This is a genomic window from Streptomyces sp. PsTaAH-137, from assembly GCF_003259365.1.
GTDB lineage: Bacteria > Actinomycetota > Actinomycetes > Streptomycetales > Streptomycetaceae > Streptomyces.
The window spans coordinates 185207-203853 of sequence record NZ_QLLY01000005.1 but is presented as its reverse complement, the minus strand read 5'-3'; the positions used below and the strand labels follow the sequence as shown (position 1 = coordinate 203853).

Below are 18647 nucleotides of genomic sequence, written 5' to 3'. Positions count from 1 at the left end.
TTCCGCGAAACCGACGGAGTCAGTCGGTGCCGAACTCCATCGCGGCCCGGTCCAGAGCCTCGTCCTCCCCGGAGACCTCACCGCGAGAGGCGATGGCCTGCGCCCCGCCCTCCGGCAGCGCCCCGATGAGCCCGGCGCCGAGCGCCGAGTCGCCGGAACCGAGCAGGCCGAGACCCGCGTACTGCTCCAGCTTGGCGCGCGAGTCGGCGATGTCCAGGTTGCGCATCGTGAGCTGGCCGATCCGGTCGACAGGACCGAACGCCGAGTCCTCGGTGCGCTCCATGGAGAGCTTGTCCGGGTGGTAGCTGAACGCCGGGCCCGTCGTGTCGAGGATCGAGTAGTCCTCGCCGCGCCGCAGCCGCAGCGTGACCTCACCGGTGACCGCGGCGCCGACCCAGCGCTGCAGCGACTCCCGGATCATCAGGGCCTGCGGGTCAAGCCAGCGGCCCTCGTACATCAGACGGCCCAGACGCCGGCCCTCTGCGTGGTACTGGGCGAGGGTGTCCTCGTTGTGGATGGCGTTCACGAGCCGCTCGTAGGCGGCGTGCAGCAGCGCCATGCCCGGGGCCTCGTAGATGCCGCGGCTCTTGGCCTCGATGATCCGGTTCTCGATCTGGTCGGACATACCCAGACCGTGGCGGCCGCCGATGGCGTTGGCCTCCATCACCAGGTCGACGGCGGAGGCGAAGTCCTTGCCGTTGATGGTGACCGGACGACCCTCCTTGAAGCCGATGGTGACGTCCTCGGTGGGGATCTCCACCGACGGGTCCCAGAACTTCACGCCCATGATCGGCTCGACCGTCTCGACGCCCGTGTCGAGGTGCTCAAGCACCTTCGCCTCGTGCGTGGCGCCCCAGATGTTGGCGTCGGTGGAGTACGCCTTCTCCGCGGAGTCCCGGTAGGGCAGGCCGTGGGCGACCAGCCACTCCGACATCTCCTGGCGGCCGCCCAGCTCGGCCACGAAGCCCGCGTCGAGCCACGGCTTGTAGATCCGCAGGTTCGGGTTGGCGAGCAGGCCGTAGCGGTAGAACCGCTCGATGTCGTTGCCCTTGTACGTGGAGCCGTCGCCCCAGATCTGCACGTTGTCCTCGAGCATCGCCCGCACCAGGAGGGTGCCGGTGACCGCGCGGCCCAGCGGAGTCGTGTTGAAGTACGCGCGACCGCCCGAGCGGATGTGGAACGCACCGCAGGTCAGCGCGGCCAGGCCCTCCTCGACCAGCGCCTCGCGGCAGTCGACCAGGCGGGCGATCTCGGCGCCGTAGGCCTGGGCGCGACCGGGCACCGAGTCGATGTCGGGCTCGTCGTACTGGCCGATGTTCGCGGTGTAGGTGCACGGGACGGCGCCCTTGTCGCGCATCCACGCGACCGCGACGGACGTGTCGAGGCCGCCCGAGAAGGCGATGCCGACGCGCTCGCCGGCGGGAAGGGAAGTGAGGACCTTGGACATAGGAAGAGTATGCATCACCACTCATGGTTATGCAAAGCCCCGTCGGGTCTCCTTCTGTGCGGAACGCGTGTAGTGCGAAAGTGTCCGGGGGTGCGCGGCAGGCGGGGACCCGTACAGGCGGAGACGGAGCACACGAGCACATGCACGAGATATTCGGCGTCACCCCGTGGGGGTTCGCCGCGCTGGCCGCGGCGGCCCTCCTGGTGGGCTTCTCCAAGACCGCCGTCAGCGGGGCCAACACCGTCAGCCTCGCCGTCTTCGCCGCGATCCTGCCCGCCCGCGCCTCCACCGGCGTGCTGCTGCCGATCCTCATCTTCGGCGACATCCTCGCCGTGCTGACCTACCGCAGGCACGCCCACTGGCCGACCCTGTGGCGCCTCTTCCCGGCCGTGGCGGCCGGCGTGCTGGTCGGCACCGCGTTCCTCGCGTTCGCCGGTGACGGTCTCGTCCGCGGCTCCATCGGCGTCATCCTGCTGGTGATGGCCGCCGTCACCGTCTGGCGGCGCAGGCAGGCCGAGGCGCCGAAGGCCGAGGAGAACCCGACCCGCGCGGCCCGCGTCAAGGCGGGCTCGTACGGGGTGCTCGGCGGCTTCACCACGATGGTCGCCAACGCGGGCGGCCCGGTGATGTCGATGTACCTGCTCTCCGCCGGGTTCAAGAAACTGGGCTTCCTCGGCACCTCCGCGTGGTTCTTCCTCATCGTGAACTCCGCGAAGGTGCCGTTCAGCGTGGGCCTCGGCCTCATCGACGGCCGCTCGCTCCTCCTCGACGCGGCGCTCGTCGCCTTCGTCGTGCCGGGCGCGCTCATCGGCAAGGTGGCGGTGAACCGCATCAACCAGCGACTCTTCGAACAGCTGGTGATCGCGGCGACGGTGCTCGGCGGTCTGCAACTGCTTCTGCGCTGACTGCCTGCCTGGAACCGGATCAGGAGGCTGCCAAAGGACGCTCGGCCGACGACTGCTGCGGCAGCCCCTGCGCGAGATCCTCGGCCAGCAGCCGCTTGGCGATCGAGTCGACCGCGGCGCGCAGGTCCTTGCCCGCCGGCCGGCCGAGGTCGGCCTCGACCTGCTTGCTCAGCCACTCGCCCCACGCCCGGTTGAGCACCTCCGCCTCCCGTCGGCCCGCCGCGGTGTGCGAGAAGTACGACCCCGTACGGGTCAGGTAGCCCTCGTCGACCATCCGCTGGAACACCGGCACCAGCACCTCGGGCGGCACCCTGCGCCGCGCCGCGATCATCCCGAGGGAGGCGTGTCCGACCATCCGCGTGTAGAACTCCACCTGCATCACGGCCCACGATCCCGCGATGTCCAGACGGCTGTCCGAGGCGTCGAGGATCCGCCGCGCCGTGTCCAGGGTCGAGGACTTCACGATGTTGCCCACGGCCCGCTCCAGCAGATGCGACGGATCGCCGGTCGACGGCTGGGCGAAGCCCTCTCCCATGTCCGTCGACCCCGCCCGGGCCGTGTCGCGCAGCTGCACCTGCTTGAGGAAGAGCGCCACCACGAAGCCGACGACCGCCACCGGCACCGTCCACAGGAACACCGTGTGCAGCGAGTCCGCGTACGCCTGCGCGATGGGCTCGCGCGCCCCGGCCGGCAGCGCGTGCAGCCCCTCCGGGCTCTGCGCGGCCTTGGCGAGCGCCGCCGGATCGAGGCCGGTCCCGGCCCGTGACGCCTCCGCGACGCCGTCGCTCAGGTTCGGCTTCAGGGTGTTGGCGTAGATCGTGCCGAACACCGCGGTGCCGAAGGAGCTGCCGAGCGTACGGAAGAAGGTCACCCCGGACGTGGCGGTGCCCAGGTCCGCGTACTCGACGGTGTTCTGCACCGCGATGGTGAGCACCTGCATGGACAGCCCGATCCCGAGACCGAGCACGAACATGTACAGCGACTCCAGCCAGGCCGACGACGCAGGGCCCATCAGGGAGAGGAGGTACAGGCCGAGGCCCATGACGAGCGAGCCGACGATCGGGAAGATCCGGTACTTGCCGGTCTTGCTGACGACGTTGCCGGAGAAGATCGACGCGATCAGCAGACCGATGACCATCGGCAGCGTGCGCACGCCGGAGATCGTGGCCGAGTCGCCGTCCACGTACTGCAGATACGTCGGCAGGAACGTCAGCGCGCCCAGCATCGCGAAGCCCACGATGAAGCTGAGGATCGAGCAGACGGTGAACACCGGGTTCGCGAACAGCCGCATCGGCAGCATCGGTTCGGCCGCCCGGGTCTCCACCCAGCAGAACAGCCCGAGCGCCACGAGGCCGCCCGCGAACAGGCCGATGATGACGCCGGAGCCCCACGCGTACTCGTTGCCGCCCCAACTCGTCGCCAGGATCAGGGCGCTCGCCCCGATCGCGACGAAGGCGATGCCGAGATAGTCGATGACCGGCCGCGTCGCCGACTTCACCACCGGGATGGTGCGGGCCGCGGCGATGACCACGACGATCGCGATCGGCACGTTCACGTAGAACGCCCACCGCCAGGTCAGATGGTCCGTGAACAGTCCGCCGAGCAGCGGGCCGATGACCGTCGACACGCCGAACACCGCGCCGATCGCACCCTGGTACTTGCCGCGCTCGCGCAGCGGGATGACATCCGCGATCAGCGCCATCGCCGTGACCATCAGGCCGCCGGCGCCGATACCCTGCATGGCCCGCCAGACGATGAGCAGCGTCATGTTCGTGGCGAGACCGCACAGGAACGAGCCCGTGATGAAGACGATCGCCGACACCTGGAAGACGACCTTGCGGCCGAACAGGTCGCCGAACTTGCCCACCAGGACCGTGGCGACCGTCTCCGCGAGGAGGTACGAGGTGACCACCCACGACATGTGCGCCGCACCACCGAGGTCCGAGACGATCGTCGGCAGGGCCGTGCCCACGATCGTCTGGTCCAGGGCCGCGAGCAGCATGCCGAGCATGATCGTCACGAAGACGACGTTCCGGCGACGCTTGTCCAGTACCGGTGGGGCCGGGGTGGCGGCTTCAGCCGTGGTGGTGGTCACCCTCGCAGGGTCACATCAGGGTGCCGGGGCCGCATGCGGGTGGGGTCCGGACCGGTGACGGCCCCTTCCGGCCGTGCTACGCGTCTCCGGCCAGCCGGGGCGCGCAGGCGGCCGCGTCCACGGGGCGCCCCTCCCGCGCCACCCGGTCGGCCAGGGACCGCGCCCAGGCCACCACGCCCGGCGCGTCCAGACCGGCGGGCGCGTCCCCGGGCCAGGCGTCCACCGCGTCCGCGCCCCTGCGCAGCAGCCGGGCCCCGCCCGTCGCGTTGCCCCGCGCCGCGTGCGTCAGCCCCACGGCCGCCTGGGCCAGCCCGCGCCACAGCTCACGCTGCTCGCGGGGCGCCGACTTCCACGCGTCCTCGAAGACCTCGTGCGCATGGAAGGGCTGCCCGGCGTCGAGCAGCGCCTGCGCCTCGGCGACGGTCTCCCCGGCCGTCCGCACCACCCCCTCCGGCTGCCGGGCGACCCCCGGGGAGCCATAGGGGAGCGGCCGCCCCAACCCGTCACGGGGCCGGGCATTACGGGCACGGCCCTCGTCGTCGCGGTCCCGGCCCGTGCTGCGATCGGTGCTCATGCCCCGATTCTCGCCCACCTTCCACGAAGCCCGCGGAACTGGTTTCAAACCACCCGTGAGCTTGGGGTAATGTTCTTCCTGTCGCCGCCGGAAGGGCCCGGAAACAGCGGGTCGGAAGGCGATCGACATCGGGACGTGGCGCAGCTTGGTAGCGCACTTGACTGGGGGTCAAGGGGTCGCAGGTTCAAATCCTGTCGTCCCGACTGGAGACAGTCGCACTTCAGGGCCGGTTTCGGAGCAATCCGAGACCGGCCCTGTTGTCGTTCCGGTGACTTCAAAGACAGGGTCCGGCCCCTTGCCTCTCCGTTGATCCGCGCTCTATTTTACTCCCAAGTAAGTTTACTTGGGAGTAAGGAGCTTGCTGTGGGGGCCTACCGCACTGTCATGGTCGGAACGGACGGCTCGGAGTCGTCCTATGCGGCGGTCGAGGGAGCGGCCAGGCTGGCCGCCGTCTGTGAGGCGGAACTCCTCGTCGTCTGCGCGTACTTGCCCATGCAGGGCACCGAACTCGCACGCGCACAGGACCAGTTGGGGTCGGAGGGGTATCAGGTGGTGGGCTCGGCGCCCGCCGAGGACACGCTGCGTACGGCGCGGGACCGAGCCCGTGCGCACGGGGCGGCTAACGTGCGGACGCTCGCCGTGGAGGGGGAGCCCGTCGCCGTGCTCGTCCACACCGCCCAGGAGAACGCCGTCGACCTCCTGGTGGTGGGCAACAAGGGACTGCGCTCGCTCGCCGGGCGTCTCCTCGGCTCCGTACCGGCCGACATCGCCCGCAAGGCCGGCCTCGACGTGCTGATCGTGCACACCACGTGAGCGCGGACTCTCCCGACGGTGGCGAGGAGCTTCGGCGGACCGTCGAGGAGGTGCTGCTCGGCGGCGGCCGCCACTGGACGCGGCACGACATCGTCGAGCGGACCGGGGTGGGGCCGGAGCGCACCGCGCAGATCTGGCGGGCGCTCGGCTTCCCGCTGGTCGAGGACGACGTACGGGCGTTCACCGACGGGGACGTCGACGCGCTGCGTGCCGGGGAGCGGCTGATCGCGGCGGGGATCATCACCGAGGAGAGCGAGGCGCTGATGGCCCGCGCCCTCGGCCACCACCTCTCCCGGCTCGCCGAATGGCAGGTCCACACGCTGTGGGCGTGGCTGAACCGGGGCCGGGAGACGCCGCTGACCCAGCCGGAGCTGGCGAGCCGGGCCGCGGTCCTGCTCGCCGAGCTGGAACTGCTCCAACAGCACGTCTGGAAAAGGCACTTCGCGGCCTACACCGGGCAGGTGATCGCGACCGCGCAGGCGGACGCGGCCCGGAAGGAGACGCCGGGAGCCGCCCCCTCGCCCGACGGGACGGTCCCGCAGGGCGAGGGCCTGCACGTGCAGGACCTCGCCGTCGGGTTCACCGACATGGTCGGCTATACGAGGATGACGCGCGGCCTCGACAGCACCGAACTCGTCAAGGTCCTCGACCGGTTCGAGAGCCTGACCGGGGACGTGGTCGCCGAGGGCCGGGGCCGGGTGGTGAAGACCATCGGCGACGAGGTCCTCTTCGTGTGCGATTCGGCGTCCACCGCGGCGGACATCGCCCTGGAGCTCACGGCCCGGGCGGAGGGGGAGAAACGCCTCCCGCACCTGCGCACCGGCCTCGCCCACGGCCCGGTCCTCGGCCGGTTCGGCGACGTCTACGGAGCCGCGGTCAACATTGCGGCCCGCCTGACCGCGGTGGCCCGCCCCGACACGATCCTCGTGAACACCGCGCTGGCCGGGGAGCTGTCCGGCCGGGCCGCGTACGAACTGAAGGTCCTCCGCCCGGTCTCGGTACGCGGCTACAGCCGCCTCCGCCCGGTCCTGCTCCGCCCGGCGGGGAGCCCACGCGGCCGGGGCCGCTGACGGCACGGGCGTTCAGTCCCGGAGGGTGGCCAGCCAGTCGGTCAGCAGGCGGTTCACCTCGGCGGGGCGTTCCTGCTGGATCCAGTGGCCGCAGTCCTCCAGGAGGTGGGAGGCCGAGAGGGCGGGGAGGGTGGTGGGGAAGGCGTCGATGGCGTCTGCCATCCATGTGGTGGAGGCGTCGCGGGTGCCGCCGATGAACAGGGACGGCTGCCTGACCGGGGCTCCGTCGTACGGGGCGAGGTCCTGCCAGTCGCGGTCCATGCAGCGGTAGCGGTTGAGCGCGCCGGTCATGCCCGTGCGCTCGAACTCCCCGGCGTAGACGTCGAGATCGGCCTCGGTCAGCCAGGACGGAAGCGTCGCGGCCGAGGGGAAGCGGTCGCGCAGCCGGCCGCCGCCCCGGGTCACGAAGTGCGGGTCGGGCTCGCCCGGGGCGGGCATGGTGTCGGCGGACAGCGCAGCGTAGAACCCGGCGAGCCAGCCCCGGACGTCGGGCTCGATCTCGGCCTCGGCGCGGCCGGGCTCCTGGAAGCAGGAGACGTAGAACTCCTCCTCGGGGCCGCCGATCCGGCTGAAGACGTCGGTGGGGCGGGGGCCGCCCGGCGGCGCGTAGGGGACGCTCAGCAGGCCGACCGCGCGGAAGACCTCGGGGTGGAGCAGGGCCGAGGTCGCGGCGATGGTGGAGCCCCAGTCGTGGCCGACGACCACCGCGCCCTCCTCGCCCAGGGCGCGTACGACGGCGACGTTGTCCGCCACCAGGTTGAGCATCCGGTAGGCGTCGGTCTCCGTCGGCCCGGACGACCGGCCGTAGCCGCGCACGTCGACGGCCACCGCCCGGTAACCGGCCGCGGCGAGGGCCGGGAGCTGGTGGCGCCAGGAGTACCAGGACTCGGGAAAGCCGTGGACGAGCAGGACCAGCGGGCCGCTGCCCTGCTCGACCAGGTGCAGGCGCCCCGCCGGGCCATCGACGAGGCGATGGCGGAGGGCGGGCGACGGCTCGGACTGCGTGGACATGTGCTGCTCCTCGGTGCGCGGATGACGCGGCTGCCCGTCGATCATGCGGCGCGGCACCCGCACCGGGCGATCCGCGTTGACATTCTGGCAAAATCGCAGGACAGGACGGTGGAGTGGCGCGACCGGAAGGAGTGGGCACGGTGGCGGTCGACGAGGTGCGGGAGACGCTGGCGGCGATGGGACCCCGGCTGCGGGCCGCCCGAGAGCGGCACGGCGCCACCCTCACCGGCGTCGGCTGCGCGACCGGCATCGCCGTGAGCACGCTGTCCCGGATCGAGACCGGCCGGCGCAGGCCCAGCCTGGAGATGGTGCTGCGGCTGGCGAAGGAGTACGGCGTCTCCCTGGACGAACTGGCCGGCACCGCACCCGCGCGCACCCCGAGGGCGCTGAGCTTCGGCGACGACAAGGCGGTGCTGCCCCTCACGCGGTACGTGGGCGGTCTGCACGCACACAAGCACGTCCTGCCCGCCGTCGAGGAGCCGCCCGCGCCGCCCCGGCAGGTCTCCCACGAGGGCTACGAGTGGCTGTGCGTCCTGTACGGGCGGCTGCGGCTCGCGCTCGGCGACCGGACCCTGGTCCTGACCGCGGGGGACATCGCCGAGTTCGACACCCGCACCCCGCACGGCGTGGCGAACGCCGGCCCCGGCGGACCGGTCGAGTACCTCGTCATGTTCGGGCCCCAGGGCGAGCGCCCCCGGCAGCGCACCCCGGGATTCTTCCCTGATTCCTACCCGACGGCCCCGGCCGCTGCGCGAGGATCTACCGGTGAAGCCCGGCAGGGCGCCGCACCGGACACCTCTCCCTAAGGACTGCTGAGTTGAGCACCATCGGAATCGGTCAGGCCGTCGTACTCGGAGTGGTCGAGGGGGTGACCGAGTTCCTGCCCGTGTCCTCCACCGGCCATCTGAAGATCGCCGAAGGGCTGATGGACATCCCCGTGGACGACAAGGCGGTCGTCGCCTTCACCGCGGTCATCCAGGTCGGCGCCATCGCGGCCGTCCTCGTCTACTTCTTCCGCGACATCCTGCGCTTCGTCACCGCCTGGGGACGCGGCCTGGCCGACTCCTCCCAGCGCAGCAGCCACGACTACAAGTTCACCTGGTGGGTCATCTACGCCACCATCCCCATCGTCGTCGTCGGGCTGGCCGCGAAACCCCTCATCGAAGGGCCGCTGGCCTCGCTGTGGGTCGTGGCGGGCTCGCTGATCGTCGGCAGCGGTGTGATGTGGGCCGCCGACCGGATGGGCCGCCACCGGCGCGGCGAGGAGGACACCACGTTCAAGGACGCGATGCTGGTCGGCAGCTCGCAGATCCTGGCCCTGCTCTTCCCCGGCTTCTCCCGCTCCGGGGCGACCATGTCGACGGCGCTGATGCTCGACCTGGACCGGGTCGCCGCCACCCGCCTCTCCTTCTTCCTCGGCCTTCCGGCCCTGACCGGCGCGGGCCTGTACGAACTGAAGGACGCGGTCGGCGGCGGGGTGGACGCCGCCCCACTGATCGTCGGCACCGTGGTGTCCTTCGTCGTCGCCTACGCGTCCATCGCCTGGCTCCTCAAGTTCGTGGCCAAGCACTCCTTCAACGCGTTCGTCGTCTACCGTCTCGTCGTCGGCGCACTGCTGTTCGCGCTGCTCGGCACCGGCGTGCTCAACGCCTGACCGCGCGGCTACTCCACGTCCGTTTCCGGGGCGTCCGGCACCGCGTACCCCGGAACGGAGGGCCACCGCACGGTCAGCACCACCGACTCCTCCTCCGCGATCCAGGAGTGGTCCACCCCGTGCCCCCACACCACGTAGTCACCCTGTTCCTCCAGCAGGACGCTGCGGCCGGGGAGTTCGACGCGGAAGCGGCCGCTGATGAGGACGAGGAGAGCGGTGCGTGCCTCGCCGCGCACCCATTGGGCCCGCTCGTCACCGGGCGGGTGGACGCCCCATTTGATCTCCACGTCCTCGCTGTGGCGCGGATCTCCCACGTCCTTGAAGTGGCCGAGGAGCCAGCCCCGGTCCAGTGCCGCATCCTTGCCCGCATGGCCCACGTACACGCTGTCGTTCACGAGCCCGGACGCTAGCAGTTCCTCCCAAGGCGCGTGCCCGGTGCCCCAGGGCATGGCCGGCGCATAGGCAGAGCCACTGCACGGGGTCCGGGCGCAGCGGCTCTTCCCTCGATCCTCTTGGATCGCCGGACCCGGTGCAGGATGTTCACACGTGTGGCCGCGCTCAGCGGCTGACCGCCTCGCTCCGCGGACAACACGGAGCCGGTGCCGTCAGGCGTCGAGTCCGCCCCGCTTCACCAACTGGCTCGCGATCACGTTCCGCTGGATCTCGTTCGTGCCCTCCCCGACGATCATCAGCGGGGCGTCCCGGAAGTAGCGTTCGACGTCGAACTCGGTGGAGTAGCCGTAACCCCCGTGGATCCGGACGGCGTTGAGCGCGATCTGCATCGCCGTCTCGGAGGCGAACAGCTTCGCCATCCCGGCCTCCATGTCCACCCGGCGCCCGGCGTCGTACTCGCGGGCGGCGTGCAGGGTCAGCTGGCGGGCGGCCATGAGCGACGTGGCCATGTCCGCCAGGTAGTTGCCGACCGACTGATGCTTCCAGATCGGCTTTCCGAACGACTCGCGCTCCTGCGCGTAGGCGAGGGAGTCCTCCAGCGCGGCCCGCCCGACGCCCAGGGCGCGCGAGGCGACCTGGAGACGGCCGGTCTCCAGGCCCTTCATCATCTGCGCGAAGCCCTTGCCCTCCGCACCGCCGAGGACGGCGTCGGCCGGGACCCGGAGGTCCTCGAACGACAGCTCGCAGCTCTCGACGCCCTTGTACCCCAGCTTGGGCAGGTCGCGGGAGACCGTCAGCCCCGGACCGTGTTCCACCAGGAGGATCGAGATGCCCCGATGCGCGGGGTCCGCGTCCGGGTCCGTCTTGCAGAGCAGCGCGATCAGCCGCGAGCGGCGGGAGTTGGTGATCCAGGTCTTCGACCCGTTCACGACGTAGCCGTCGGCGTCCTTGCGGGCCGTCGTCCGCATCGCCTGGAGGTCGGAGCCGCCGCCCGGCTCGGTCAGCGCCATCGTGGCGCGCACCTCGCCGGTGGCCATCCGGGGCAGGTAGCGGTTCTTCTGCTCGTCCGTGCCGAACATCAGCAGCAGCTTCGCCACGACCGTGTGGCCGCCCATCGCGCCGGCCAGGCTCATCCAGCCGCGCGCCAGTTCCTCGGTGACCATGACGTAGCACGGCGTGGAGACGGGGGTGCCGCCGTACTCCTCGGGGACGGCGAGACCGAAGATGCCGAGCTCCTTCATCTGCTCGATGAGGGCTTCCGGGTAGGTGTCGGTGTGGTCGAGCTCCTGGGCGACCGGCTTCACCTCCCTGTTCACGAAGTCGTGCACGGTCCTCACGACGAACTGTTCGTCGGACGACAGGGCGTCCAGGCTGCTCACGGGCATCTCCTCGTTCGTTTCGGGTGCGTGGCCGGACGGGGGGCTCGCGCCTCAGACGACGCCGTCCGCCCGCAGGCGCGCGATCTCGTCGGGCATACGGCCCTGGGCGGTCAGGATGGGGTCGGTGTGCTCGCCCAGCGCGGGCACCGGTTCCATACGGGCGTCGAGGCCGGCCAGGTCCGCCGGTGGGCGCAGGGCCCGCACGACGCCGCCGGGGGTGGCGACGTCCACCCAGCGCTCCCGCTCCGCGAGAACCGGATGGGCGACGAACTCCGCGACGTCGTTCACCCCGGTGTTGGCGATGCCCGCCGCGTCCAGGGCCTCGGCCACGTCGTCGCTGCCGGAGCGGCCGAACCGGGCGGCCACGATCGCGTTCAGCTCGTCCCGGTGGGCCACCCGGTCCGCGCCGGTGGCGAACCGCGGGTCGGTGGTCAACTCCGGCTGTTCCAGGAAGCGTTCGCACAGTGCGGCCCACTCGCGCTCGTTCTGGACGGAGAAGAGCACCTGCTTGCCGTCGGCCGCGGTGTAGGCGCCGTACGGGGCGATGGTGGCGTGCTGCGTGCCGATGCGCGGCGGCTGCGTCCCCCCGTGCCGGGTGTAGTACGCGGGCTGGCTCATCCACTCCGCGAGCGCCTCGAAGAGGGACACCTCCACGGACCGCGCCACGCCCGTGGTCGCCCGGGCGAACAGCGCGGTCAGGATGCCCGTGTAGGCGTACATTCCGGCGGCGATGTCGGCGACCGACACCCCGGCCCGTGCGGTGCCCTCCGGTGTGCCGGTCAGCGAGACGAGGCCGGTCTGGCACTGCACCAGCAGGTCGTACGCCTTGCGGTCGGCCCACGGGCCCGAGGTGCCCCAGCCGGAGACCGTGCAGGCGATCAGCGACGGGTGGCGCTCGGCCAGGGTCTCCGGGTCGAGGCCGAGGCGGGCCGCCGCCCCGGGGCCGAGGTTCTGCACGAAGACGTCCGCGCCGGACAGGAGTTCGTCGAGGATCGCCCGCCCCTCGGTGGACTTCACGTCCAGCGTCAGGGACTCCTTGGACCGGTTGAGCCACACGAAGTAGCTGGACTCCCCGTTGACCGTCGTGTCGTAGCGCCGGGCGAAGTCGCCGCCGTCCGGGCGCTCGATCTTGATCACGCGGGCCCCCAGATCAGCCAGCTGGCGGGTGGCGAAGGGCGCCGCCACGGCCTGCTCGATGCTGACGACGGTGATACCGGCGAGCGGAAGCGCGGCGGCGGGGTCGGTCGTTTCGGCCATGCGGTGGCCTCCAGGTCGGTGGGCGGACGGATCGACCGATCGATACCCGGCCGTGCTGCCCGTTGCCCCCGGATCCGTACCGTTCGTGTACCTGCTGATGCAGCCCGCGGAGGGCGCCCTCGGTGTCGGCCCGCCGCGCGCGCTGGTCACCGCCACCCCGGCCGCCGAGCGGTGACACCCGCCCGAGCCGCGCACGATCCGGAAGGAACGAAACAGCCATGGAGTCCGCCTCCCAGCCCCTCAGCTCCTACGTCGCGTCCTGGAATCCCGGCGCCGTCGTGGACGAGGACGGTCTGCCCGCCGGTCCCGCCGCCGCGCTCTCGGCAGTCCTGGACCTGCCCGCGCCGGCCGCGACGGTGGGAGAGCCGCTGCCGCCGCTGTGGCAGTGGCTGCACTTCCTCGACTGGCCGCGCCACAGCGACCTCGGCCCGGACGGGCATCTGCGCGAGGCGCGTTTCCTCCCGCCGATCCCCGGCCGCCGCCGCATGTTCGCGGGCGGCCGCCTGGAGGTCACCCAGCCGCTGCGGCTGGGCGAACCCACCGAACGCGTCACCAGCCTCAAGGCGGTCACGCCCAAGCAGGGCCGCACCGGCGAGCTGCTGTTCGTCACGGAGCGCCAGGAGTTCCGGCAGGCCGGCCGAATCTGCCTCGTCGAGGAACAGGACATCGTCTACCGCTCCGGGCGCGGCGCGGGGGAGCGGCACCCGACGGACCCGGACATTACGTCCGAGCCGCCGGCCGACGCCCCCTGGACCCTGCGCCTGGTCCCCGACGAACGCCTCCTCTTCCGGATCAGCGCCCTCACCGCCAACGCCCACCGCATCCACTACGACGCCCCGTACTGCCGCGCCGAGGAGGGCTACCCCGGTCTCGTCGTGCACGGGCCGCTCCTCGCGCTGCTCATGCTCGAACTCGTCCGGCGGGGCGCCCCCGAGCGGCGGGTGCGCTCCCTCTCGTACCGGCTGCGGCACCCCGTGTTCGTGGGCGAGCACCTCGTGGCGCGGGGGACGCCCGGCGCGCACGGCGCCGAGCTGAGCATCGCGACCGTACGCGAGGAGCGGCACGCGACGGCCCAAGTGACGTTCGCCTGACGACGGATGCCGCGGACGCGATCGCGCCGGTCCTCGGCGACGTGGGCCTGCCCACCCAGTTCTGTGCCGCGCGCCGATCCCGGCCACTACCATCGGCTGGCACACCGGTGCTGAAGGAGGCGGGCGATGACCGAGGAATTCGCACTTCTGGGAGTGCCGTCCTGCGCGGGCACGCACGGGCCGGGCCAGGAGAAGGCCCCGGCGGCGCTGCGCACGGCCGGCCTCGTGGACCGGCTGCGGGCGGCCGGTGTGAAGGTGACGGACCACGGCGATCTGCCCGTGGTGCCGTTCGGGACCGATCCCGACCGCCGCGACCGGCAGAATCTGCCGCGGGTGGTCGAGGTGGCCCGCGCGGTGGCCGACCGGGTCGGGGCGATCCTCGACTCCGGCGCGATCCCGCTGGTGGTGGGCGGCGACTGCACCATCACCCTGGGCGTGCTCGCCGCGCACGTCGCCCGCAGGCCCGATACGGGACTGCTCTACTTCGACGGGGATCTGGACCTGTCGGTGCCCGAGACCAGCCGGTCCGGGATCCTCGACACGATGGTGCTGTCCCATCTGCTGGGTGACGGCGCCCCGGAACTGCGGGACCTGGGACCACGCACCCCGCTGATGCCGGTCTCGTCGATCGCGGCGTTCGGCTACGAGCCCGCGGAACTGGGGCCGAGGGGACGGGAGCGGCTGGCCGCCCACGGGCTGCGGGCCAGGTCCTGTACCGAGATCACCGCGCCGGGCACCGATCCGGTCGCCGAGGCACGCGCGTCCTGGCGCGCCCTCGCCTCCGCGTGCGACCGGTTCGTCCTGCACTTCGACGTCGACGTGATCGACTCGGTGGACTTCCCGCTGGCCGACTTCCCGCACTTCAACGAGGGGCTGCCGGTCGACGTCGCGTTCGACTGCCTCGCCGAGTTCGGTTCCGCACCACCGCTGGCGACGCTGGTGGTCACCGAGGTCAACCCGCACCGCGATCCCGACGGAACGCTGGTGGACGCGCTGGTCGGCGCCGTCGTACGGGCGCTCGCTCGGCGTCCCGCGTGACGCCGTAGATCCGTGACCCCGGGCCTGGCGGGCCGCAAACCTTCCTCGCCCGCGATCATCGGATCGAGTTAATGTCACCCGGTTCTCCTGGCTCCGCGTCCGCGGAGGCCCTTACCGTTCACGTGCATTCCGGATCAAGCGACCGCAACTCCCCTGTGAGTGACGGCATTTGTTCCTGATTCCCGCACCTCTGAACCTGGAGAGCTTCCCGTTGACTGTTGACTCGATCCCGGCTGCTCGACCGGAGCCGCCACGGCAATCAAGTCTGGGCACGGCGGCTGCCCGCAACCTCTCCACCACGACCAAGTCGGCCCCGCAGATGCAGGAGATCAGCTCCCGCTGGCTGCTGCGGATGCTGCCCTGGGTGGAGACCACGGGCGGGACCTACCGGGTGAACCGCCGTCTGACCTACACCGTCGGCGACGGCAGCGTCGAGTTCGTCCAGGAGGGATCCCGGGTCCGCGTCATCCCGCGCGAACTCGGCGAACTCGCCCCGCTGCGCGGCTTCGACGACGTCGACGTGCTGACCGCTCTCGCCGAGCGGTGCGTGCAGCGCGACTTCCGGGACGGCGAGACGCTGGTCGAGCGCGGGACGCCGGCGGACCGGCTCCACCTGATCGCCCACGGACGGATCAGCCAGCTCGCCGAGGGGGAGTTCGGCGCCGACGCCGTCCTCGACGTCCTCGCCGACGGGGACCGCTTCGGTGACGAGGCCCTGCTGGACGAGGACGCGCTGTGGCAGCAGACCGCGGTCGCCGAGACCTCCGGCACCCTGCTCACCCTGTCCCGCGCCGACTTCAACTCCGTACTGGCCAACGCGCCGGACCTGCGGGACCACGTGGACGCGTTCCTCTCGCGATCGCGGCAGCGCCAGAACCATCGCGGCGAGGCCGAGATCGCCATGTCGTCCGGCCACGTCGGCGAGCACGAACTGCCCGGCGCGTTCGTCGACTACGAGACGAACCCGCGCGAGTACGAACTCTCGGCCGCCCAGACCATCCTGCGCGTCAACACCCGCGTCGCCGACCTCTACAACCAGCCGATGAACCAGACCAAGGAGCAACTCCGGCTGACCATCGAGGCGTTGCGCGAGCGCCAGGAACACGAGCTCATCAACAACCCCGAGTTCGGACTCCTCCACAACGCCGACTTCAAGCAGCGCATCCAGACGCACGCGGGCCCGCCGACGCCCGACGACCTCGATTCGCTGCTCACCCGTCGGCGCGGGTCGAAGTTCTACCTCGCCCATCCCCGCGCGATCGCGGCGATCGGCCGCGAGTTCAACGCGCGCGGACTCCACCCGGAGACCATGGACCTCCACGGCGAGCGGGTCATGACCTGGCGCGGGGTCCCGATCCTGCCCTGCGACAAGATCCCCGTCACCAAGGAACGGACCAGTTCCATCCTCATCATGCGGACCGGTGAGGAGGACCAGGGCGTCATCGGGCTGCGGCAGACCGGACTGCCCGACGAGTACGAACCGGGGCTCTCGGTCCGGTTCATGGGCGTCGACGAGAAGGCCATCACCTCGTACCTCGTCAGCACCTACTACTCGGCCGCCATCCTCGTGCCGGACGCGGTCGGCGTCCTGGAGAACGTGCAGATCTCGCGCTGGCCCAGGTAGCGGAGCAGCGCCCGGTGTCCCGGAACGCAAGGAGCCTTCAAGGAGTCATGGATGCCACCGCCTGAGCAGACACCTCCGCAGTCGAGCCTGCCGGAAGCGACCTCCCGCTACGGAGCACAGGCCCTGGCCGACGCCGCGGCCCGCGCGCGCGACATCAGCGCGGCCTTCGGCGGCCCGCCCTCTCCCGAGGCCCCGCCGCCCGTCGACGTCCCGCTGCCGGACCTCGACCTGGCGCGGATCCTGGGCGGTCCCAGCGGCATCGGCACGGCCGGTCTGCGCCTGAGCCTTCCGGACGAGGCGCCGGCGCCGACCCCGGTGGCCGCGACGGGCACACCGATCCCCGGCCTCTACTTCCATCCGATCCCCGAGCCCGATCCCGTACGCGTCGAGGAGGTCAGCCGCAGGATCAAGTCCTGGGCGGTGGACGAGGTCTCCCTCTTCCCCGACGACTGGGCCGAGGAGTTCGACGGCTTCTCCGTGGGCAGTTACATGGTCGGCTGCCACCCGGACGCGCCGACCGTCGACCACCTGATGATCGCCACCCGCCTGATGGTGGCGGAGAACGCGGTGGACGACTGCTACTGCGAGGACCACGGCGGCTCGCCCGTCGGACTCGGTGAACGCCTGCTGCTCGCCCACACCGCCCTCGACCCCCTGTACACGACACAGGAGTACCAGCCCGACTGGGTGAAGTCGCTGCACGCGGACGCCCCGCGGCGCGCGTACCGCTCCGCCATGGAGTACTTCGTCGCCGCGGGCAGCGACTCCCAGACCGACCGGTACCGGCACGACATGGCGCGGCTGCACCTCGGCTACCTCGCCGAGGCCGCCTGGGCCCAGGAGGACCGGGTGCCGGAGGTGTGGGAGTACCTGGCGATGCGTCAGTTCAACAACTTCCGTCCCTGTCCCACCATCACCGACACCGTCGGCGGCTACGAACTGCCCGCGGACCTGCACGCCCGACCGGCCATGCAGAAGGTCATCGCGCTCGCCGGGAACGCGACGACGATCGTCAACGACCTCTACTCGTACACCAAGGAACTCGACGCGCCCGGGCGGCACTTGAACCTGCCGGTCGTGATCGCGGAACGGGAGGGACTCTCCGACCGGGAGGCCTACCTGAAATCGGTCGAGGTCCACAACGACCTCATGCGCGACTTCGAGACCGCGGCCGCGGACCTGGCCGCGGACCTGCCCCTGCCGAACGTCCAGCGGTTCCTGCGCGGCGTCGCCGCGTGGGTCGACGGCAACCACCACTGGCACCAGAACAACACCTACCGCTACAGCCTGCCCGACTTCTGGTAAGAGATTGGACCCATCTGTGCTCAGCACCGAACTCACCGTCCCCTCCAACGGCCGCACCGCGCACGTCCCGAACCCGGCCACGCCCTACCAGGGGGACATCGCCCGCTACTGGGACGGCGAAGCCCGGCCCGTGAACCTGCGGCTCGGTGACGTCGACGGTCTCTACCACCACCACTACGGCATCGGGGACGTCGACCACGCGGCCCTCGGCGCCGACGGTGACCCGGCGAGCGAGCAGAAGCTCATCGCCGAACTCCACCGCCTGGAGTCCGCCCAGGCCGACGTCCTGATGAACCACCTCGGCGACATCGGACAGGGCGACACCCTGATGGACGCCGGCTGCGGCCGCGGCGGCTCGATGGTGATGGCCAACCAGCGCTTCGGCTGCTCGGTCGAGGGCGTCACCCTCTCCGCCAAGCAGGCCGAGTTCGCCAACGGGCGCGCCGCCGAACTGGGCATCCAGGACCGGGTGCGGGCCCGCGTCTGCAACATGCTGGCGACGCCGTTCGACACCGGGCAGATCGCGGGCTCGTGGAACAACGAGTCGAGCATGTACGTCGACCTGCACGACCTCTTCGCGGAGCACTCCCGCGTCCTGAAGGTCGGCGGCCGCTACGTCACCATCACGGGCTGCTGGAACCCGCGCTACGGCCAGCCCTCCAAGTGGGTCTCCCAGATCAACGCCCACTTCGAGTGCAACATCCACTCGCGCCGCGAGTACCTGCGCGCCATGGCCGACAACCGCCTGGTCCCGCAGGCCGTCATCGACCTCACCCCCGACACCCTGCCGTACTGGAAGCTGCGCGCCACGTCGTCGCTGGTCACCGGCATCGAGGAGGCGTTCATCAAGTCCTACGAGGACGGCTCCTTCCAGTACGTCCTGATCGCCGCCGACCGCGTCTGACCCGCGCACCCGCACACCGGAGGGCCCGAACGACGTCGTTCGGGCCCTCCCGGCGCGGGGGCCCGGCCCCCTGTTGCACAATCGCCT

General features: G+C 71.2%; 18 protein-coding genes and 1 tRNA gene. 12 read left to right on the top strand and 7 right to left on the bottom strand.

All coding sequences use genetic code 11. The features are described from left to right. Positions 1–19 precede the first annotated feature (19 nt). Entirely contained in the window at positions 20–1447 is a 1428-nt protein-coding gene (gene argG, locus K377_RS12745) for an argininosuccinate synthase (protein ID WP_111663399.1), read from the bottom strand. Between the two features lie 140 nt (positions 1448–1587). Between argG and K377_RS12740 the strand changes: the two genes are divergently transcribed. Next, positions 1588–2352 carry a sulfite exporter TauE/SafE family protein gene (locus K377_RS12740; protein WP_111663398.1) on the top strand — a complete coding sequence of 255 codons (765 nt, stop codon included), beginning with the start codon at positions 1588–1590 and terminating at the stop codon, positions 2350–2352. A 19-nt stretch (positions 2353–2371) separates the two neighbouring features. Here the strand turns inward: K377_RS12740 and K377_RS12735 are convergent, their stop codons facing one another. Next, positions 2372–4447, bottom strand: coding sequence for an MDR family MFS transporter (locus tag K377_RS12735; protein ID WP_111663397.1), 2076 nt, complete (start codon positions 4445–4447; stop codon positions 2372–2374). A gap of 76 nt (positions 4448–4523) precedes the next feature. Continuing rightward, positions 4524–5021: a DUF309 domain-containing protein gene (locus tag K377_RS12730; protein ID WP_111663396.1), complete on the bottom strand. Its 498-nt coding sequence runs from the start codon at positions 5019–5021 to the stop codon at positions 4524–4526. Positions 5022–5150: 129 nt separating this feature from the next. Between K377_RS12730 and K377_RS12725 the strand changes: the two genes are divergently transcribed. The 3 genes from K377_RS12725 (at position 5151) to K377_RS12715 (ending at position 6904) form a co-directional block, all read left to right on the top strand. Further along, a tRNA-Pro gene (locus K377_RS12725) sits at positions 5151–5224 on the top strand. A gap of 181 nt (positions 5225–5405) precedes the next feature. Continuing rightward, complete coding sequence (locus K377_RS12720; RefSeq protein WP_111663395.1) at positions 5406–5834, top strand: universal stress protein; 429 nt, start codon at positions 5406–5408, stop codon at positions 5832–5834. Then, entirely contained in the window at positions 5831–6904 is a 1074-nt protein-coding gene (locus tag K377_RS12715; RefSeq protein ID WP_111663394.1) for an adenylate/guanylate cyclase domain-containing protein, read from the top strand. The genes K377_RS12720 and K377_RS12715 overlap by 4 nt, the downstream gene beginning before the upstream one ends. 12 nt (positions 6905–6916) lie before the next feature. Here the strand turns inward: K377_RS12715 and K377_RS12710 are convergent, their stop codons facing one another. Further along, positions 6917–7915 (bottom strand): alpha/beta hydrolase, encoded by a 999-nt coding sequence (locus K377_RS12710; RefSeq protein ID WP_111663709.1) that lies wholly within the window; start codon positions 7913–7915, stop codon positions 6917–6919. A 140-nt stretch (positions 7916–8055) separates the two neighbouring features. Here K377_RS12710 and K377_RS12705 point away from each other — a divergent pair, with 140 nt between their 5' ends. Together K377_RS12705 and K377_RS12700 are read left to right on the top strand one after the other, a co-directional pair. Then, on the top strand, positions 8056–8721 hold the full coding sequence (locus K377_RS12705; RefSeq protein ID WP_111663393.1) for a helix-turn-helix domain-containing protein: 666 nt from the start codon (positions 8056–8058) through the stop codon (positions 8719–8721). An 11-nt stretch (positions 8722–8732) separates the two neighbouring features. Then, positions 8733–9569: an undecaprenyl-diphosphate phosphatase gene (locus K377_RS12700; protein WP_111663392.1), complete on the top strand. Its 837-nt coding sequence runs from the start codon at positions 8733–8735 to the stop codon at positions 9567–9569. Positions 9570–9577: 8 nt separating this feature from the next. Here the strand turns inward: K377_RS12700 and K377_RS12695 are convergent, their stop codons facing one another. The 3 genes from K377_RS12695 to K377_RS12685 all read right to left on the bottom strand — a co-directional run bounded on the left by K377_RS12695 (position 9578) and on the right by K377_RS12685 (position 12598). After that, positions 9578–9964, bottom strand: coding sequence for a signal peptidase I (locus K377_RS12695; RefSeq protein ID WP_111663391.1), 387 nt, complete (start codon positions 9962–9964; stop codon positions 9578–9580). 210 nt (positions 9965–10174) lie between these two features. Next, the gene (locus K377_RS12690) at positions 10175–11341 is read right to left on the bottom strand and encodes an acyl-CoA dehydrogenase family protein (RefSeq protein ID WP_111663708.1); all 1167 of its coding nucleotides are present in this window, start codon (positions 11339–11341) and stop codon (positions 10175–10177) included. A 51-nt stretch (positions 11342–11392) separates the two neighbouring features. Beyond that, the gene (locus tag K377_RS12685) at positions 11393–12598 is read right to left on the bottom strand and encodes a CaiB/BaiF CoA-transferase family protein (RefSeq protein ID WP_111663390.1); all 1206 of its coding nucleotides are present in this window, start codon (positions 12596–12598) and stop codon (positions 11393–11395) included. Positions 12599–12650: 52 nt separating this feature from the next. On the opposite strand from K377_RS12685, the gene K377_RS42230 reads away from it, so the two are divergent. From K377_RS42230 to K377_RS12660, 6 genes are all read left to right on the top strand, one after another. After that, positions 12651–12773: a hypothetical protein gene (locus K377_RS42230; protein WP_258395030.1), complete on the top strand. Its 123-nt coding sequence runs from the start codon at positions 12651–12653 to the stop codon at positions 12771–12773. A 43-nt stretch (positions 12774–12816) separates the two neighbouring features. Then, positions 12817–13689: a MaoC family dehydratase N-terminal domain-containing protein gene (locus K377_RS12680; RefSeq protein ID WP_111663389.1), complete on the top strand. Its 873-nt coding sequence runs from the start codon at positions 12817–12819 to the stop codon at positions 13687–13689. 126 nt (positions 13690–13815) lie between these two features. Beyond that, positions 13816–14727 carry an arginase family protein gene (locus tag K377_RS12675; protein WP_111663388.1) on the top strand — a complete coding sequence of 304 codons (912 nt, stop codon included), beginning with the start codon at positions 13816–13818 and terminating at the stop codon, positions 14725–14727. A gap of 211 nt (positions 14728–14938) precedes the next feature. After that, on the top strand, positions 14939–16351 hold the full coding sequence (locus K377_RS12670; RefSeq protein WP_111663387.1) for a family 2B encapsulin nanocompartment shell protein: 1413 nt from the start codon (positions 14939–14941) through the stop codon (positions 16349–16351). 51 nt (positions 16352–16402) lie between these two features. Then, positions 16403–17656: a family 2 encapsulin nanocompartment cargo protein terpene cyclase gene (locus K377_RS12665; RefSeq protein ID WP_111663386.1), complete on the top strand. Its 1254-nt coding sequence runs from the start codon at positions 16403–16405 to the stop codon at positions 17654–17656. Positions 17657–17672: 16 nt separating this feature from the next. Further along, on the top strand, positions 17673–18560 hold the full coding sequence (locus K377_RS12660) for a geranyl diphosphate 2-C-methyltransferase (protein ID WP_111663385.1): 888 nt from the start codon (positions 17673–17675) through the stop codon (positions 18558–18560). Positions 18561–18647: the final 87 nt, after the last annotated feature.

Excerpts from the sequence above, each read along its gene's own strand:
- K377_RS12710 (WP_111663709.1), bottom strand. The coding sequence starts at position 7,915 with ATGTCCACGCAGTCCGAGCCGTCGCCCGCCCTCCGCCATCGCCTCGTC.
- K377_RS12730 (WP_111663396.1), bottom strand. The coding sequence starts at position 5,021 with ATGAGCACCGATCGCAGCACGGGCCGGGACCGCGACGACGAGGGCCGT.
- K377_RS12665 (WP_111663386.1), top strand. The coding sequence starts at position 16,403 with ATGCCACCGCCTGAGCAGACACCTCCGCAGTCGAGCCTGCCGGAAGCG.
- K377_RS12740 (WP_111663398.1), top strand. The coding sequence starts at position 1,588 with ATGCACGAGATATTCGGCGTCACCCCGTGGGGGTTCGCCGCGCTGGCC.
- K377_RS12685 (WP_111663390.1), bottom strand. The coding sequence starts at position 12,598 with ATGGCCGAAACGACCGACCCCGCCGCCGCGCTTCCGCTCGCCGGTATC.
- argG (WP_111663399.1), bottom strand. The coding sequence starts at position 1,447 with ATGTCCAAGGTCCTCACTTCCCTTCCCGCCGGCGAGCGCGTCGGCATC.
- K377_RS12680 (WP_111663389.1), top strand. The coding sequence starts at position 12,817 with ATGGAGTCCGCCTCCCAGCCCCTCAGCTCCTACGTCGCGTCCTGGAAT.
- K377_RS12675 (WP_111663388.1), top strand. The coding sequence starts at position 13,816 with ATGACCGAGGAATTCGCACTTCTGGGAGTGCCGTCCTGCGCGGGCACG.
- K377_RS12720 (WP_111663395.1), top strand. The coding sequence starts at position 5,406 with ATGGTCGGAACGGACGGCTCGGAGTCGTCCTATGCGGCGGTCGAGGGA.